The 17,621-nt window shown below is 67.7% G+C and carries 15 protein-coding genes and 1 pseudogene; 15 read left to right on the top strand and 1 reads right to left on the bottom strand.

Features of this window, described 5'->3' with window-relative positions:
* Positions 1-22 precede the first annotated feature (22 nt).
* Both efp and nusB read left to right on the top strand, forming a co-directional pair.
* A complete protein-coding gene (gene efp, locus AC5RT8_RS03150; protein WP_227901761.1) occupies positions 23-586 on the top strand; it encodes an elongation factor P in 564 nt (187 codons plus the stop codon).
* The gene (gene nusB, locus AC5RT8_RS03145) at positions 583-993 is read left to right on the top strand and encodes a transcription antitermination factor NusB (protein WP_146361849.1); all 411 of its coding nucleotides are present in this window, start codon (positions 583-585) and stop codon (positions 991-993) included. The genes efp and nusB overlap by 4 nt, the downstream gene beginning before the upstream one ends.
* A 70-nt stretch (positions 994-1,063) precedes the next feature.
* Here nusB and AC5RT8_RS03140 read toward each other — a convergent pair whose 3' ends face one another.
* Positions 1,064-2,263 (bottom strand): PrsW family intramembrane metalloprotease, encoded by a 1,200-nt coding sequence (locus tag AC5RT8_RS03140; protein WP_494094232.1) that lies wholly within the window; start codon positions 2,261-2,263, stop codon positions 1,064-1,066.
* A 147-nt stretch (positions 2,264-2,410) separates the two neighbouring features.
* Here AC5RT8_RS03140 and pyrR point away from each other — a divergent pair, with 147 nt between their 5' ends.
* The 13 genes and pseudogenes from pyrR (at position 2,411) to AC5RT8_RS03075 (ending at position 17,220) form a co-directional block, all read left to right on the top strand.
* The gene (gene pyrR, locus AC5RT8_RS03135) at positions 2,411-2,998 is read left to right on the top strand and encodes a bifunctional pyr operon transcriptional regulator/uracil phosphoribosyltransferase PyrR (protein ID WP_494094231.1); all 588 of its coding nucleotides are present in this window, start codon (positions 2,411-2,413) and stop codon (positions 2,996-2,998) included.
* Entirely contained in the window at positions 2,995-3,990 is a 996-nt protein-coding gene (locus tag AC5RT8_RS03130) for an aspartate carbamoyltransferase catalytic subunit (protein ID WP_494094230.1), read from the top strand. The genes pyrR and AC5RT8_RS03130 overlap by 4 nt, the downstream gene beginning before the upstream one ends.
* Positions 3,987-5,315 (top strand): dihydroorotase, encoded by a 1,329-nt coding sequence (locus tag AC5RT8_RS03125; RefSeq protein ID WP_494094229.1) that lies wholly within the window; start codon positions 3,987-3,989, stop codon positions 5,313-5,315. Before AC5RT8_RS03130 ends, AC5RT8_RS03125 begins: the two co-directional genes overlap by 4 nt.
* Positions 5,315-5,830: a PH-like domain-containing protein gene (locus tag AC5RT8_RS03120; protein WP_494094228.1), complete on the top strand. Its 516-nt coding sequence runs from the start codon at positions 5,315-5,317 to the stop codon at positions 5,828-5,830. The genes AC5RT8_RS03125 and AC5RT8_RS03120 overlap by 1 nt, the downstream gene beginning before the upstream one ends.
* Before the next feature lie 38 nt (positions 5,831-5,868).
* Positions 5,869-7,005, top strand: a complete 1,137-nt coding sequence (gene carA / locus AC5RT8_RS03115; RefSeq protein ID WP_494094532.1) for a glutamine-hydrolyzing carbamoyl-phosphate synthase small subunit — start codon at positions 5,869-5,871, stop codon at positions 7,003-7,005.
* Positions 7,005-10,301 (top strand): carbamoyl-phosphate synthase large subunit, encoded by a 3,297-nt coding sequence (gene carB, locus AC5RT8_RS03110; protein WP_494094227.1) that lies wholly within the window; start codon positions 7,005-7,007, stop codon positions 10,299-10,301. The genes carA and carB overlap by 1 nt, the downstream gene beginning before the upstream one ends.
* Positions 10,294-11,163 carry an orotidine-5'-phosphate decarboxylase gene (gene pyrF, locus AC5RT8_RS03105; RefSeq protein ID WP_494094226.1) on the top strand — a complete coding sequence of 290 codons (870 nt, stop codon included), beginning with the start codon at positions 10,294-10,296 and terminating at the stop codon, positions 11,161-11,163. The genes carB and pyrF overlap by 8 nt, the downstream gene beginning before the upstream one ends.
* A 115-nt stretch (positions 11,164-11,278) precedes the next feature.
* On the top strand, positions 11,279-11,596 hold the full coding sequence (gene mihF, locus AC5RT8_RS03100) for an integration host factor, actinobacterial type (RefSeq protein WP_494094225.1): 318 nt from the start codon (positions 11,279-11,281) through the stop codon (positions 11,594-11,596).
* A 26-nt stretch (positions 11,597-11,622) separates the two neighbouring features.
* Entirely contained in the window at positions 11,623-12,192 is a 570-nt protein-coding gene (gene gmk, locus AC5RT8_RS03095; RefSeq protein ID WP_494094224.1) for a guanylate kinase, read from the top strand.
* A gap of 26 nt (positions 12,193-12,218) precedes the next feature.
* A complete protein-coding gene (gene rpoZ / locus AC5RT8_RS03090) occupies positions 12,219-12,482 on the top strand; it encodes a DNA-directed RNA polymerase subunit omega (RefSeq protein WP_227921386.1) in 264 nt (87 codons plus the stop codon).
* A gap of 20 nt (positions 12,483-12,502) precedes the next feature.
* Positions 12,503-13,762 (top strand): annotated as a pseudogene (gene coaBC, locus AC5RT8_RS03085) (bifunctional phosphopantothenoylcysteine decarboxylase/phosphopantothenate--cysteine ligase CoaBC); the annotation flags it as partial.
* 57 nt (positions 13,763-13,819) lie between these two features.
* Positions 13,820-15,043 carry a methionine adenosyltransferase gene (gene metK, locus AC5RT8_RS03080; protein ID WP_494094223.1) on the top strand — a complete coding sequence of 408 codons (1,224 nt, stop codon included), beginning with the start codon at positions 13,820-13,822 and terminating at the stop codon, positions 15,041-15,043.
* Positions 15,044-15,048: 5 nt separating this feature from the next.
* Positions 15,049-17,220, top strand: coding sequence for a primosomal protein N' (locus AC5RT8_RS03075; RefSeq protein WP_494094222.1), 2,172 nt, complete (start codon positions 15,049-15,051; stop codon positions 17,218-17,220).
* Positions 17,221-17,621: the final 401 nt, after the last annotated feature.

Raw genomic sequence — 17,621 nt, 5'->3', positions numbered from 1 at the left:
CACGAACAACGGAAGAGAAACTGTGGCGACGACCAACGACATCAAGAACGGCACCGTGCTGAAGCTTGAAGGCAACCTCTGGAGCATCATCGAGTTCCAGCACGTGAAGCCGGGCAAGGGTGGTGCGTTCGTCCGTACCAAGATGCGCAACGTGACTTCGGGCAAGGTAGTGGACAAGACGTTCAACGCCGGCATCAAGGTCGAGACCGCCACCGTGGACCGCCGTGATTACCAGTACCTGTACCAGGACGGCGAAGACTACGTCTTCATGGATACCTCCGACTTCGACCAGCTCACGGTCCCCGGCAAGATTGTCGGCGACAACGCGAACTTCATGCTGGAGTCCATGATGGTCACCATCGCGATCCACGAAGGTTCGCCGCTCTACATCGAGCTGCCGCCGTCGGTCACCATGGAAATCACCTACACCGAGCCGGGCCTGCAGGGCGACCGCTCCACCGGCGGCACCAAGCCTGCCACGATCGAAACCGGCTATGAGATCCAGGTGCCCCTGTTCCTCGAGCAGGGCACCAAGGTCAAGGTTGACACCCGCACCGGCGACTACCTGGGACGCGTTAACGAGTGAGCGCACGCAGTAAAGCACGGACCCGGGCACTGGAGGTCCTTTTCGAAGCCGAACAGCGTTCGGTTTCGGCCTTCGATGCCATCCGGGCCCGCCGCGAAAAGACCGACCAGACCATCAATCCCTACACCATGGACCTGGTGGAAGGCGTGGTTGCGATGCAGGAGCAGATTGATGAGTTCCTGAGCACGTATTCACAGGGCTGGACGCTTGATCGCATGCCTTCGGTGGACCGCATCATCCTCCGCCTGGGCACGTGGGAACTCCTGTACAACGACGAGGTTCCCGACAAGGTCGCCATCAGTGAGGCCGTGGAATTGGCGAAAGCCCTGTCCACGGACGAATCCCCGGCCTTCATCAACGGCCTGCTGGGCCGGCTGCAGGAACTGAAGCCGTCCCTGCTGGCGTAGGCAGGACCCGTATCCAGGAAAGACCGGCCCCTCGGGGCCGGTCTTTCCTGCGTTATGCCTTAGGGCGCGGTTACTGCGGCTGCCCCGCCAGCATCGCCGTTCGGATGGCGGTGACTTCCCCCAGCAGGGTCCGCTCGTACTCCTGGTTGGCGGGGACGTCACGGCTGGCGGCTATCTGCTGCCGGGTCAGTGCCAGGCGGGTGGCACGGCGGATGAACTCCTTCATGGCCGGTGCCGTTCCGGCGGTCCGCGCCCAGGCCATGGCCTGGCGGCGTCCGGCACCGGTGGCCAGCATCCGCACCTCGGCCGGGGTGAACCACCCCGCGCCGGCATATTCGGACAGCCGGCGCAGCGTCAGGCGCTGTTCCGCACGGCGCAGCAGCCAGACGCCGGTGACCGCCGCGGCGAAGAACGGGACCTGCAGCAGGAAGTAGAACAGGAAGAAGTCGCCGAACAGGAACGCCGGCCCGCCGTTCCAAAGCATGTGCCCCAAAATGGCGGGGATCAGACCCAGCACGAAGGCCGGCAGGATCCAGGCGTTGCCGGCCCGCCGCGCCGCCAGGCCGAGGGCGAGGCCGGTGCAGGCCGTGAACAGCACATGCGCGAAGGGCGAGAGCAGGCCGCGGAGGATGAAGGTAAAACCGAGCTCGTACACGGTGTCGGCGCCGGCGGTGAGCAGCGCGGATCCGAAGTAGAGGATGTTCTCCGTGAAGGCGAATCCCGCAGCCACTGTGGCGGCGAAAACGATGCCGTCCACGGGCCCGTCAAAGATCCGCCGGCGGACGAGCAGCAGCAACAGGATGCCCAGCCCCTTGGCGAATTCCTCCACCACCGGAGCCTGGACCACGGCCCCCAGAGCATCCGCGGAACCGTACGGCACCAGCTCCATCAGGGCGAACGTGAAGTACGGGCCGACCAGCAGTGCAATCGCCACGGAAACCCCGGCACCCCAGAGGAAGGCGAAGGCCAGGCTGCTGCGCGGCTCGGGCTCCCACCTGTCCACCCACCAGATGCCCAGCACGCAGATACCGAGGGGCACCAGGGCGAGGACACCGCAGACAATGAAGGCCGGCGGGCCAAGGCGGTCCAGCAGGAACATTCCCACCCAGGCCAGCGCCACGGAGGAGAGCACAATCAGCACCACGGTGGCCGCCAGGCCCTTGTCCCGCCGCCGTACCGGAGGGGACCAGAACGGCTGGAGCGGTGTGGAACCCCCGCTATACCCCGGAGGGGCGGGATGCTGGTCGGGGAAGATACCGTTGGCGCTCATGCGCGGGGCCTGGTCATAGGAGACAGGATAGTTCCAGTGCGGACGCATCCCGTCACAGGGCAGGGGTGCGGCGTGCCCCTGTGATAGCTTGGTGCCGCATTCAACCTTTAAGTTCCGTCCTGTGAGGCGGGGAAGGAGGAAGCGGATATGACGGCCAAAGATGCTCTTTCCAGCAGCCGTACTGTTTTGTCTTCAGCTGATATTGACCGCGCCCTGACGCGCATTGCCTACGAGATCCTCGAAGCCAACAAGGGCCCCGAAGACCTGGTCCTGATGGGGATTCCGCGCCGCGGTTATCCGCTGGCCCAGCGTCTGGCCGCCAAAATCGCGGCGGCGTCCCCCGGTGTCGATCCCGCTGCCATCACCGGCCAGCTCGACGTGACCATGTTCCGGGATGATCTTGCCCGCCGGCCCACCCGGCCGCCCTACGCCACCCGTGTCCCCGTCACCGGCATCGACGACAAGGTGGTGGTGCTGGTGGACGACGTCCTGTATTCCGGCCGCACCATCCGTTCCGCGCTCGATGCCCTGGTGGATCTCGGCCGGCCGCGGATTGTCCGGCTTGCCGTCCTCGTGGACCGGGGCCACCGGGAACTGCCCATCCGCGCAGACCACGTCGGCAAGAACCTGCCCACCGCCTCCGCCGAACAGGTCCGGGTCCGGCTGGCCGAAAGCGACACCGCGGCCACCGGTGGAGCGGCCACGGACGAAGTTGTCATTGAGGGCACTGTATGAGGCACCTGCTGTCCACGCTGGACCTCGGCCGCCAGGATGCCCTGGCCATCCTGGACACTGCGGAGCAGATGGCGGCGGTGGGGGAGCGGGAAGTGAAGAAGCTCCCTGCCCTGCGCGGCCGCACCGTGGTCAACCTCTTCTTCGAGGACTCCACCCGCACGCGCATTTCCTTCGAAGCCGCCGCGAAGCGGCTCTCCGCCGACGTCATCAATTTCTCCGCAAAGGGATCTTCGGTCTCCAAGGGCGAATCCCTGAAGGACACCGCGCAGACGCTGGCCGCCATGGGGGCCGACGCCGTGGTGATCCGGCACGGATCCTCCGGAGCGCCGGCACGGCTGGCCTCCTCCGGCTGGATAGAGGCCGCAGTGCTCAACGCGGGGGACGGAACGCACGAACACCCCACCCAGGCACTGCTGGATGCCTTCACCATGCGGCGGCACTGGGCGCGGCTGCACGGCACGGAGTCCACCGGCACCGACCTCGCAGGCATGAAGGTGGTGATCGCCGGGGATGTGCTGCATTCCCGGGTTGCCCGTTCCGACCTGTGGCTGCTACGGACACTGGGTGCGGAGGTGACCCTGGTGGCGCCGCCCACGCTCCTGCCGTTCGGCGTCGAGTCCTGGCCCTGCACGGTCAGCTACGACCTGGACGAGGCACTGGCCACCGGACCGGATGCGGTGATGATGCTGCGGGTGCAGGGCGAACGGATGCACTCGGCCTTCTTCCCCTCCGTCCGCGAGTACTCCCGCCGCTGGGGCCTGGACGATGTCCGGCTGGACCGGCTGGACGCCCTGGGCCTGGCGGACACCATCATCATGCACCCCGGCCCGATGAACCGCGGGCTGGAAATCTCCGCCCGCGCCGCGGATTCGCCCCGTTCCACCGTCCTGGACCAGGTCCGCAACGGCGTCTCCGTGCGCATGGCCGCCCTTTACCTGCTGCTCTCCGGAGAGAACAGCGCCGCCCGTACCCAGCAGGAGCAGCCCCGATGAGCACATCCGGCACCTATCTGATCCGCGGAGCGTCAGTGCTCGGCACCGAACGCGCTGATATCCGCATCGAGGGCGGCACCATTGCCGCCGTCGGCCCCGCCCTGCAGGTGCCCGAGGGCGCCGTCGTGATCGAGGCGGACGGTCTGATCGCCCTGCCCGGCATGGTGGACCTGCACACCCACCTGCGCGAACCCGGCCGCGAGGACGCCGAGACCGTGGAGACCGGCACCCGGGCGGCTGCACTGGGCGGCTTCACCGCGGTGCACGCCATGGCCAACAGCATGCCGGTGGCGGACACCGCCGGCGTAGTGGAACAGGTCCTGAGCCTGGGGGAGCGGGCCGGCTGGGTGGACGTCCGCCCGGTCGGTGCGGTCACGGTGGGACTGGACGGCCAACAGCTGGCCGAACTCGGCGCGATGGCCGACTCCCGGGCCCGGGTCCGCGTGTTTTCCGACGACGGCAAGTGCGTCTCTGACCCGGTGCTGATGCGCCGGGCGCTGGAGTATGTGAAGGCGTTCGACGGCGTCATTGCCCAGCACGCGCAGGAACCCCGCCTCACCGAGGGCGCGCAGATGAACGAAGGCGACGTCAGCGCGGTCCTCGGCCTGGCCGGCTGGCCCGCCGTGGCGGAGGAAGCCATTATTGCCCGCGACGTCCTGCTGGCCCGGCACACGGGATCCCGCCTGCATGTCTGCCACGTGTCCACCGCCGGATCGGTGGACATCCTCCGCTGGGCCAAGAGCCAGGGCATCCGGGTGACCGCGGAGGTCACCCCGCACCATCTGCTGCTCACCGACGAACTGGTCCGCACCTACGATCCGGTCTACAAGGTGAACCCGCCCCTGCGCACCGAAGCGGACGTGCAGGCGGTCCGCCGCGGGCTCGCCGACGGCGCCATCGACATTGTCGGCACGGACCACGCCCCGCACCCCAGCGAGCACAAGGAAGGCGAGTGGTCGTCGGCGGCCATGGGCATGACCGGCCTGGAGACCGCGCTCTCAGTGGTGCAGCACGCCATGATCGACACGGGGCTGATGGACTGGGCAGGGTTCGCCCGGGTTACCTCCGCGACTCCCGCACGGATCGGCCGGGTGGCGGGCCAGGGCAGGCCCGTCGCCGCGGGTGAACCGGCCAACGTCATATTGGTGGACCCGTCTGCGCGAAGGAGGGTCGACCCTTCTAAGATGGCTAGCAAGGGACGCAACAGTCCGTTTGCCGGACTGGAACTGCCCGGTGGAGTCGAAGCGGTGTTCTACGCCGGCCACCCCACCGTCCTGAACGGCAGGCTGAACACGCCCCACCCCGCTGCCGCAAAGGAATCCTGATGGAACTTCTCTTTTTCTTCCTGGGCCTGGCTGCCCTCATCGTCGTGGTCCTGGGCCTCTTCGCCCTGGGCTGGCGCGGCCGACGACGACGACAGCAGGATACGCCCCGCCCGCTGCCCCTGCCCGACGACCTTGAGGAACCGGGCTTCCAGGCGCTGGGCCAGTACGTTGCCACCACCACGGCCGGAGACTGGCTGGACCGCGTGGCGCTCTACGGCCTGGGCGTCAAGTCCAACGCCACCGCGGCGGTCTTCCCCGAAGGCGTGCTGTTCGCGCGCTCCGGGGCGAACGACCTGTGGATCCCGCGCCGGGACCTGCACGACGTCCGCCTCGAACGCGGCATGGCCGGAAAGTTCGTCGAAAAAGAGGGCCTGGTCATTGTGACCTGGCAGCTGGGTCCCAAACGCGTGGACACCGGCTTCCGCACCCGCTCATCGGACGAGAAGACACCCCTCGTCCGTGCCATTACTGAACTGCTGCCGGCATCGGCTGCCCCTAGCGAGGAACAACTGTGACAGTGCACGAGATCATCGACCCCACGCCCGCCGTCCTGATGCTGGAGGACGGGCGCACCTTCCGCGGCCGTGCGTACGGTGCACAGGGTACCGCCCTGGGCGAGGCTGTTTTCGCCACCGGCATGACCGGTTACCAGGAAACCATCACCGACCCGTCCTACGCGCGCCAGCTGGTGGTGCAGACCGCCCCGCACATCGGCAACACCGGGGTCAACGGCGAGGATGCCGAGTCCCGCCGCATCTGGGTTGCCGGATACATCGTGCGCGACGCCGCCCGGCGCCCCTCCAGCTGGCGGTCCGAACGGACCCTGGACGAGCAGCTCGCGGAACAGGGCGTCGTCGGCATCTCCGGCGTCGACACCCGCGCCGTGACCCGTCACCTGCGCGAACGCGGTGCCATGAAGGCCGGGATTTTCTCCGGGTCCGACGCCGAACGTCCGGACAGTGAACTGCTCGCCGAGGTCCGTGCCCAGCAGGGCATGGAAGGCTCCCGCCTGGCCGAAGAGGTCAGCGTGGATGAAACCTACCTGATCGACCCGGCGGACCACGGCTGGACCGGCGAACCGCTGTTCACCGTTGCCGCCGTCGACCTGGGCATCAAATCCATGACCCCGGTGCGCCTGGCCGAGCGCGGCATCCGGACCTATGTGCTGCCCGCCGCGTCCACCTTCGAGGACATCAAAGCCCTGGACGCCGACGGCGTGTTCATGTCCAACGGCCCCGGAGATCCCGCCACTGCCGACGTGCAGGTGGACCTGCTGCGCGAAGTCCTCGATGCCCGCCTCCCGTTCTTCGGAATCTGCTTCGGCAACCAGATCCTCGGCCGCGCCCTGGGCTTCGGCACCTACAAACTGCGCTACGGACACCGGGGAATCAACCAGCCCGTGATGGACCGGCGCACCGGCAAGGTGGAAATCACCAGCCAGAACCACGGCTTCGCCGTCGACGCACCGCTGGACGGCCCCGTCACCGCACCCGAGGTCCGCTACGGCCGGGTGGAGGTCAGCCACGTGTCCCTGAACGACGACGTCGTCGAGGGCCTCGCCTGCCTCGACATCCCCGCGTTCTCTGTCCAGTACCACCCCGAAGCTGCCGCCGGACCGCACGACTCCGCCTACCTCTTCGACCGCTTCGTAGAGCTTATGGCCGCCAGCAAGAGCAAGGAAAGCATCTAATGCCCCGCAGAACCGACCTTAAGTCCGTCCTGGTCATCGGCTCCGGCCCGATCGTCATCGGCCAGGCCGCGGAATTCGACTACTCCGGCACGCAGGCCCTGCGGGTGCTGAGGGAGGAGGGCCTGCGGGTCATCCTCGTGAATTCCAACCCGGCCACCATCATGACCGACCCCGAGTTCGCCGATGCCACGTACGTGGAGCCGATCACCCCGGAGGTGGTCGAGAAGATCATCGCCAAGGAACGGCCTGACGCGATCCTCCCCACCCTCGGCGGACAGACCGCGCTCAACACCGCCATCGCGCTGGACAAGAGCGGTGCGCTGGAGAAGTACAACGTGGAACTCATCGGCGCCAACATCGCCGCGATCGAACTCGGCGAGGACCGCGAAAAGTTCAAGGGCGTCGTCGAGCGCTGCGGCGCCGAATCCGCTAAATCCATCATTGTGCACAGCATGGACGAGGCCTTCGCCGCCGCGGAGGAACTCGGCTACCCGATGGTGGTCCGGCCGTCCTTCACCATGGGCGGACTCGGCTCCGGCCTGGCCTACAACGCCGAGGACCTGCGCCGCATCGCCGGCGCCGGCATCCAGTACAGCCCCACCTCCGAGGTGCTGCTCGAAGAGAGCATCCTCGGCTGGAAGGAATACGAGCTGGAAATGATGCGGGACCGGAATGACAACGTGGTGGTTGTCTGTTCCATCGAGAACTTCGACCCGGTGGGCGTGCACACCGGGGACTCCATCACGGTGGCCCCCGCCATGACCCTGACCGACCGCGAGTACCAGAAGCTGCGCAACATCGCGATCGCCGTGATCCGCGAGGTCGGGGTGGACACCGGCGGCTGCAACATCCAGTTCGCCATCGAGCCGGACACCGGCCGCGTTGTCGTCATTGAAATGAACCCGCGCGTCTCGCGTTCCTCCGCCCTGGCGTCCAAGGCCACCGGTTTCGCCATTGCCAAGATCGCCACCAAGCTTTCCCTCGGCTACACCCTGGACGAGATCCCCAATGACATCACCCAGAAGACCCCGGCGTCGTTCGAGCCCACCCTGGACTATGTAGTGGTGAAGGTTCCGCGGTTCGCGTTTGAGAAGTTCCCGGCCGCGGATCCCACCCTGACCACCACCATGAAGTCCGTGGGTGAAGCCATGGCCATCGGCCGCAACTTCACCGAAGCCCTGCAGAAGGCCCTGCGCTCCCTGGAGCAGAAGGGCGCCACCCTGTCCTTCGACCCGGTGGACGCAGCCGATGTGCCCGCACTCATCGAGGCGGCCCGGCGGCCGACGACGGCGCGCCTGCAGCAGGTCCAGCAGGCGTTGCTGGGCGGGGCCTCCATCGAGGACATGTTCGACGCCACCGGCATCGACCCCTGGTACCTGGACCAGCTGGTGCTGATCAACGAGACCGCCGGGCAGATCCGCCGGGCGCCGTCGCTCACCGAGGACATCCTCCGCCTGGCCAAGCGGCACGGCTTCTCCGATGAACAGATCGGAGCACTGACCAACACGCCCGAGGCAGTGGTCCGCGGGGTCCGGCACGCCTTGGACGTCCGCCCGGTCTACAAGACCGTGGACACGTGCGCCGCCGAATTCGCCGCCTACACGCCCTACCACTACTCCTCCTACGACGAGGAGGACGAGGTGGCCGAGCACGCCAAGCCGTCCATCATCATCCTCGGCTCCGGGCCCAACCGGATCGGCCAGGGCATCGAGTTCGACTACTCCTGCGTCCACGCGACCATGGCGCTGCGCGAAGCCGGGCACGAAACCGTGATGATCAACTGCAACCCGGAAACGGTGTCCACCGACTACGACATCTCCGACCGGCTCTACTTCGAGCCGCTCACGCTGGAGGATGTCCTGGAGGTCATCGCCGCCGAGCAGCGCACCGGCGGCGTCCTGGGCGTCTTCGTCCAGCTCGGCGGGCAGACCCCGCTGAAGCTGGCGCAGGCCCTGGCCGACGCCGGCGTGCCCATCCTGGGCACCTCGCCCGCCGCGATCGACCTGGCCGAACACCGCGGTGCCTTCCAGCAGGTGCTGGACGAGGGCGGCCTGACCGCGCCGAAGAACGGCACCGCCGTGTCCTTCGAGGACGCCAAGCGCGTGGCGGACGAGATCGGCTACCCGGTGCTGGTCCGTCCGTCCTATGTGCTGGGCGGCCGCGGCATGGAGATTGTGTACGACGAAGCGAACCTCTCCCGGTACATCACCAACGCCACCGAGATCACCCCGGACCATCCGGTCCTGGTGGACCGGTTCCTCGAAGACGCCATCGAGATCGACGTCGACGCGCTCTTCGACGGGACCGACCTCTACGTGGGCGGGATCATGGAGCACATCGAGGAGGCCGGCATCCATTCCGGCGACTCGGCGTGCGTGCTGCCGCCGATTACCTTCGGCACCGACGTGATCGACCGGGTCCGTGAGGCCACCCGGGTGATCGCGGCCGGCGTCGGCGTCCGCGGCCTGATCAACATCCAGTTCGCCCTGGCCTCGGACATCCTCTACGTCATCGAAGCCAACCCGCGTGCCTCCCGCACCGTTCCGTTTGTCTCCAAGGCCACCGGCGTCCAGCTGGCCAAGGCCGCGGCGCTGATCGGCACCGGCGCCAGCATCGCCGAGCTGCGGGCCGCCGGGAAGCTGACCGCAGCCGGCGACGGCTCGACCCTGCCGCTGGACGCCCCGGTGGCCGTGAAGGAAGCAGTGCTGCCGTTCAGCCGGTTCCGGACGCCCGAGGGCACCGTGGTGGACTCGCTGCTGGGCCCCGAAATGCGGTCCACCGGCGAGGTCATGGGCATCGACAAGTACTTCGACACTGCCTTCGCCAAATCCCAGGCAGCCGCGAACAGTGCCCTGCCCACCGCAGGCAAGGTCTTCGTCTCGGTGGCGAACCGGGACAAACGCTCGATCATCATGCCGGTGAAGCGGATGAGCGACCTGGGCTTCGAGATCCTCTCCACGGGCGGCACCGCCGAGGTGCTGCGCCGCAACGGCATCGCCGCCACGGTGGTGCGCAAGGTCGGCGAGGGCGTGGGACCGAACGGTGAAGGGACCGTCGTGGACCTGATCACCGCAGGGGAGATCGACCTGGTGGTCAACACGCCGTCGGGCGGGCAGGCCCGGGGCGACGGCTACGAAATCCGCGCCGCGTCCACCTCCATCGGCTGCCCGGTGGTCACCACGGTGTCCGAATTCAGTGCCGCGGTCCAGGCCATCGACGCAATGCGGTCCTACGAATGGGACGTGACCTCCCTGCAGGAACACGCGGCCCGGCTGAAGGCCGCCACCGGTGCCTGAAGCCCGCGCCCCCTTCGGTGCACGGCTGCGCGCGGCGATGGACCGCCGCGGGCAGCTGTGCGTCGGCATTGACCCGCACCCCGGCCTGCTTGCTGACTGGGGATTGACCGACGACGCCGCCGGGCTGCGGCGTTTCTCCTCCACCGTCCTGGCGGCGGTGGGGGAGCACGTGGCCGCCGTGAAGCCGCAGGTGGCGTTGTATGAACGCCACGGATCCGCCGGCATCGCGGTCCTGGAACGCCTGCTGGCGGAGTGCGCCGACGCAGGGGTGCTGAGCATCGCCGATGCCAAGCGCGGGGATATCGGTTCCACCATGGCCGCATACGCCGACGCGTGGCTGCGGGACGGTTCCCCGCTGGCCGCCGACGCCGTGACGCTCAGTCCGTATCTCGGATTCGAGTCGCTGCGGCCGGCCCTGGACCTTGCCGCCGGCACGGGGCGTGGCGTGTTTGTGCTGGCGCTGACCTCCAACCCGGAAGGCGCCTCGGTGCAGCACGCAGGTGCCGTTCCCGGCGCCGGGGGAGGGGCGGAGTCCGTGGCGGCGCGGATCGTGACGGCCGCCGGCGGGGAAAACGCGGCGGCAGGCGCGCCCCTTGGCTCCGTGGGACTGGTGGTCGGCGCGACCGTCGGCACTGCGTTGGCGGATCTGGACATCGACCTTGCTGCCTCCCGTGCGCCGCTGCTGGCTCCGGGCCTGGGCGCCCAGGGGGCCACGGCGCAGGACCTGCAGCGGACCTTCGCGGCCGCCTACTCCAATGTCCTTGCCACCTCAAGCCGCGGCATCCTCCGGGCCGGCCCGGATCCCCGGGGGCTGCGTGAGGCAGCGCGGCGGACCGCAGCGGATCTGGCATCCGTACGCTAGCCGGCCCGCCTGCCCCGCGAAGCGGTCTCCATTGCATTTGGGCTTCGATTGCGGATAGGTTCGGACGTACCAAAAGAGCCGTTTCCAGCGGCGTGCCATCCTCCGGGAGTGTCCCTTGAACCTCAAGCCACTGACAGAAGCCGAGCGTACGCAGGCCCGGGAAAAGGCCACCGCGGCCCGGGCGGTGCGCGCCGAGGTGAAGGCCCGTATCAAGTCCGGCGACCTAAGTGTCGAAGAGGTCATTCTCTCCCGATCAGGGGAGGAAGCGGTTGGCAGGCTCAAGGTCATGGACCTGCTCCGCGCACTGCCTGGTGTCGGGGAGCGCCGCGCAGCTGGAATAATGGCTACGGTAGGTATCGCGCCCACCCGCCGGGTCCGGGGGCTGGGCGTGCATCAGCGCAAGGCGCTGATCGACCTTTTGGACAGCCATTGATGTAGCAACGAGTGAATGAGGTTTACGTGTCGCAACCGCGGCTGACAGTTCTTGCAGGTCCAACCGCAGTTGGCAAAGGCACTGTATCCACCTATATCCGGGACAACTACCCCGAGGTCTGGCTTTCCGTATCCGCCACCACCCGCGCTCCCCGGCCGGGTGAAGAGGACGGCGTGCATTACTTCTTCGTCAGCTCCGAGGAATTCGATGCCATGATCGAGCAGGACCAGATGCTGGAGTGGGCCGTGGTCCACGGCCGCAACCGGTACGGCACTCTGCGCCGCACGGTCGAAGCCGCCATGGCAGAGGGGCGCAGCGTCCTGCTGGAGATCGATCTGCAGGGCGCGCGGCAGGTCAAAAAGTCCATGCCGGAGGCGAATTTCGTCTTCCTGGCCCCGCCCACGTGGGACGAAATGGTGCGGCGCCTGGTCGGACGCGGAACGGAAACGCCCGAAGAGCAGCAGCAACGGCTGGAAACCGCTAAACTGGAACTTGCTGCCGAGTCCGAGTTCGATCACACCGTCATTAATGATGACGTCCAGCGGGCTGCAGCTGAGCTTGTATCACTCATGGGAATCAGTCCGCGCACACGCTGACAAACCGCGAATCCCGTTCAAGAATTTTGGAGAACCCTGTGTCTGAAGGCATCATCAACCCGCCGATCGACGACCTGCTCGAAGCAGCAGATTCCAAGTACGCGCTGGTCATTTACGGTGCCAAGCGCGCCCGCCAGATCAACGCCTACTACTCCCAGCTGCACGAGGGCCTGTTTGAGTACGTCGGCCCGCTGGTGGAAACCAAGCTGAACGAAAAGCCGCTGTCCATCGCCCTGCGCGAGATCAACGACGGCATGCTCGTAGTGCGCCCGAACGAGAACGCCGAGTAAAGACCGGCGAACACGAGGGGGAAGGCAGCGGCGTGCGCATAGTCCTGGGCGTCGGCGGCGGCATCGCCGCCTACAAGGCCGCGTCGCTGCTGCGGCTTTTCACGGAGGCCGGGCACAACGTCAGTGTTGTCCCCACCGAATCCTCCAAGCAGTTCGTCGGCGTTGCCACCTGGGAGGCGCTCTCGGGCAACACCGTCTCCTCCTCCGTCTTTGACGAGGTGGAAAAGGTCAACCACGTCCGGCTGGGCCATGAAGCGGACCTGATTGTGGTGGCCCCCGCCACGGCCGACCTGCTGGCCCGGGCGGCTACGGGACAGGCAAACGACCTGCTGACCAACACCCTGCTGATGGCCCGCGGCCCGGTGGTCTTCGCGCCGGCCATGCACACCGAGATGTGGGCGCACCCGGCAACCGTCGCCAACGTGGCCACCCTGCGCAGCCGCGGCGCCGTAGTGCTGGAACCCGGCGTCGGCCGCCTCACCGGCAAGGACACCGGCCCCGGCAGGCTGCCCGAACCGGAAGCCATCTTCACCGCAGCGCTGGCCGCGGTGAACGCCGCGCCGCCGGCCGCCGGCTCCGATGCGCTGGCCGGCACCACCGTCACCATCACTGCCGGCGGCACCCGCGAACCGCTGGACCCCGTCCGCTTCCTCGGCAACCGCTCCTCCGGGAAACAGGGAACAGCGCTGGCGGAAGCGGCCCTCGCCGCCGGAGCCCGGGTTCGGCTCATCGCCGCCCACATGGATGTCCCGGCACCGGACGGCGTCGAACTGGTCCGCGTCGAAACAGCCCTTGAACTGCGCGACGCCGCCCACGCAGCCGCCGCAGACTCCGACGTCTTCATCATGGCCGCAGCGGTAGCGGACTTCCGTCCGGCGGAGGTCGTGGAGACCAAGATCAAGAAGCGCGACGACGAAGCGGACCCCGTGATCACCCTGGTCCGCAATCCGGACATCCTGCAGGAACTCGTTGAGGTCCGGGCGGCCGCCGAAACCGCCACGCCGGCACTCATTGTCGGCTTCGCCGCCGAAACCGGCGACGCCACCTCCGATGTGCTGGAGTACGGGCGCAAAAAACTCGCGCGCAAAGGCTGCGACCTGCTGGTCCTGAACCGCGTGGGCAAGTCGCTGGTCTTCGGCCAGGACGAAACCGAGGTGAGGATTCTCTCACCCGCCGATTCCGCGGAGGACGCCGTCGAAAGCGCCGCGGGCACCAAAGCCGAGGTCTCGGAACGGATTATCGCGCGGATTACCGCCGAACTCGCGCTCCGCCGCTCCTGACGCAGGAGCACCCTCCCCGTGCCTCGACCGGGGGCGCAGCCCGGTAGAGTAAATCCCGTGACTTCTACTTCTTCCCCCTCTAAGCCGCAGTCGAACCTGCGCCTTTTCACCTCGGAATCCGTCACTGAGGGACACCCGGACAAAATCTGCGACCAGATCAGTGACGCCATCCTCGACGGCCTGCTCAAGGTCGACCCCGAGTCCCGCGTAGCCGTTGAAACCCTGGTGACCACCGGGCTGGTCCACGTTGCCGGCGAGGTGACCACCGAAGGCTACGTGGAAATCCCGCAGCTGGTCCGCGACACCATCCTGGACATCGGCTACGATTCCTCGGCCAACGGGTTCGACGGAGCCCGCTGCGGCGTGTCCGTCTCCATCGGACAGCAGTCTCCGGAAATCGCTTCGGGCGTGTTCAACTCCCTGGAAAACCGGACCGGGAAGGTCGTGGATCCCTACGATGCCCAAGGTGCGGGGGACCAGGGCATTATGTTCGGCTACGCCAGCGACGAGACTTCCGTCCTGATGCCCACGCCCATCTGGCTGGCGCACCGGCTCTCCGAACGCCTGACCACCGTCCGCAAGGACGGCACCCTCCCGTACCTCCGCCCGGACGGCAAAACCCAGGTCACCATCGGATACGACGGCGACCGTCCCGTATCGGTGGACTCCGTGGTGGTTTCCACGCAGCACGCCGCCGAGCTGGACCTGGAGCAGCTGCGGGCGGACATGGCCGCACATGTCATTAATCCGGTCCTGGCCGGCACCGACCTGGACATTTCCGCTGTCGAGCACATCATCAACCCGGGCGGTCCCTTCGTGATCGGCGGTCCCGTCGGAGACGCAGGACTGACCGGACGCAAGATCATCGTGGACACCTACGGCGGTTTCGCCCGCCACGGCGGCGGTGCCTTCAGCGGCAAGGATCCGAGCAAGGTGGACCGTTCCGCTGCGTACGCCATGCGCTGGGTGGCCAAGAACGTGGTGGCTGCCGGACTGGCCCGCCGTGCGGAAATCCAGATTGCCTACGCCATCGGCATGGCCCGTCCCGTGGGCATCTACGTGGAGACCTTCGGCACCGAGACGGTCGACCCGGCCCGGATTGCCGACGCCGTGCAGGAAGTCTTTGACCTGCGGCCCCTGGGCATCATCAACGGCCTGGACCTGAAGCGCCCCATCTACCAGCGGACTGCCGCCCACGGCCACTTCGGCCGGGAGGACGAAGGGTTCACCTGGGAGCGCAAGGACAAGGTCGAGGACCTCCGCAGCTACTTCAACGTGTAGCCGGCATGGCAGCGGACCAGTCCGGGGAGGCCGTGCAGCTGTCCCTGCTGCACGGCTTCACGCCGCCGGCCAAAGCGGTAGGAAAGGGGCGTCCGGCCTCTGCCCTGCCGATTGCCCGTGTACTGCTGGACTCTCCGCTCCCGCACCTGGACCGCCCGTTCGACTATCTCGTCCCGGAGGACTTCGACGCGGACGCAGTGCCCGGAGCCAGGGTCAAGGTGCGCTTCGGCGGACAGGAGCTGCCCGGCTTTATTACCAAACGGGTCGCCGAAGCTGACACCACGGCACGGTTGATGCCGCTGGGCAAGGTCATTTCCCCTCAGCCGGTCCTGACCCCGCAGATCCTGCGCCTGGCCGAGGCCGTGGCAGCCCGCTACGCCGGAACTGTGCATGACGTGCTGCGGGTTGCCATTCCGCCGCGCGCGGCACGGGTGGATAAGGAATTCACGCCCGAGGCACGGGAGGCCGGCGGGAAGGGAGAGCCGGCGTCTCCAGGCGAAGCGCCCGCTGCGGTGCCGCCGGAACCCCTGGCCGGACCGGAAGGGGCGGGAGTGAACCCGCTGGGCCGGTACCCGCACGGTCCGCGTTTCCTCACCCATCTCGCTGCAGGCCACAGCCCGCGGGCCGTCCTTTCGTCCCTCGGCGGATACGGACCCCGCGACTGGCCGGCCGAAATCGCCGAAGCGGTCCGGTCCACGCTGATCTCCGGCCGCGGCGCACTGGTAGTAGTCCCCGACAACAAGGACCTGGCCCGGGTTGAAGCCGCCCTCACCGCGCGGATCGGAGGAGACACCTTTGCTCGGTTGACGGCAGAGGACGGGCCCACCCCGCGCTACCGCAGTTTCCTGCAGCTCCTGCACGGTGATGTACAGGTTGCCATCGGCACCCGTTCGGCCGCCTATGCTCCCGTGGAAAACCTGGGGCTTGCGGTTATCTGGGATGACGCCGATGACCTGCATGCCGAGCAGCGGGCACCCTATCAGCACACCCGTGACGTACTGCTGCTGCGGGCCGGGCTGGAAGACGCCGCCCTGTTGATGGCGTCGCATTCGCGCAGCACCGAGGCCCAGCGGCTGGTGGCCAGCGGCTGGGCGGCCGGGATTGCCGCCGAGCGGGCTACAGTGCGCGCCTGGGCACCCCGGGTGGTCAGCACGGCCGACTCCTTCACCATGGAACGGGATCCGCTGGCGGCGCGTGCCCGGATCCCGCATACGGCTTGGAAGGCCGCCCAGGACGGGCTGACCCGCGGGCCCGTGCTGGTCCAGGTGGCACGGACGGGGTTCTCCCCGGCCCTGTCCTGTGAGGTGTGCCGGGAGCCGGCCCGCTGCCGCCACTGCTCTGGACCGCTTGGCCTCGCCAGCCGTAACGGAATACCTTCCTGCCGCTGGTGCGGCCGTCCGGAACCCATGTGGCACTGCGGCAATTGCGGAGGAACCGTCCTGCGGGGGTCCACTGCCGGCGCCGGACGCACCGCAGAGGAGCTGGGCCGGGCCTTCCCCTCCACCACCGTTATTTCTTCTGCCGGAGACCACATCCGGACCTCGATTCCGGACGCGCCTGCCCTGGTGGTGGCCACACCGGGCGCTGAACCGGTAGCCGCCGGCGGATACGCGGCGGCCATTCTGCTGGACGGCAATGCCATGCTTTCCCGCGAATCACTGCGGGCCGGCGAGGACACCCTGAGGCGGTGGTTCTCCGCAGCCGCTTTGGTGCGGCCGGCCACGGAGAAGGGCCTCGTGGTGGTCACTGCGGATGACAGCAGCACCGTGGGACACCTGCTGCGCTGGGACCCTGCCGGAGCAGCGGAACGGGAACTGGAGCTCAGGCGCGAGCTGGGCCTGCCTCCGGCGGTGCGGTACGCGGAGCTCAGCGGATCCAGGGAGGGCCTGGACGCGTTCATCACGCGCTTGGACCTTCCCGACAGTGTCCGGACCGTGGGACCGGCACCGGTTGCACCTCCCGTCGTTCCCGCCGCGGGCAACAACGACCGCCGTGACGCCCAGTCTCCGGACGGCCAGCTCGGAGGAGCCGGCGGACGCTACCGGACTCTGCTGTTTTTCCCGTATGCCGCAGCACCGGCGATTACGGCGGCACTGCGGTCCACGAAGGCAGCGGCTTCCGCACGGCGAACCGGGGATCCCGTCTACATCCGGGTTGACGGAACCGACGTCCTCTAGCTGCGGCGTACCGACGGGTCCTAGAGCAGCTCGAACAGCACCGCGGTGGCTCCCAGCAGGGAAAGCAGCGCCAGCTGGGCAGAGGTGCCAAGCCGGGACAGCCGGCCCAGCAGGCCGCGGGGTACTCCGTGGATCATCCATCCTGGCCGGTTAACCGTCGGAATTCGCACCGGTAATCCTCTTCCTTGAGAATACGTTTCTGCTGCTAGCGGCCGCAGCCGGCGGCCACTTTTCCAGTATGCTGCCGGGTCCGGAGTGCACCCGAACCGGACGGGCGTGAAATGTGCCACGGCAAACAGCAGGGTCCCGGGATGATCCCGGGACCCTGCTGTTCGCCTGGCGGTACTGCTTGCCTGGCGGTGACCGTGACGGCGTGGGTTGCCCGCCATTTACAACCGCTT

This window comes from Arthrobacter sp. Ms25 (assembly GCF_059090365.1).
Note: the sequence above shows the minus strand (reverse complement) of the source record. Positions and strands in the feature narration are given on the sequence as shown.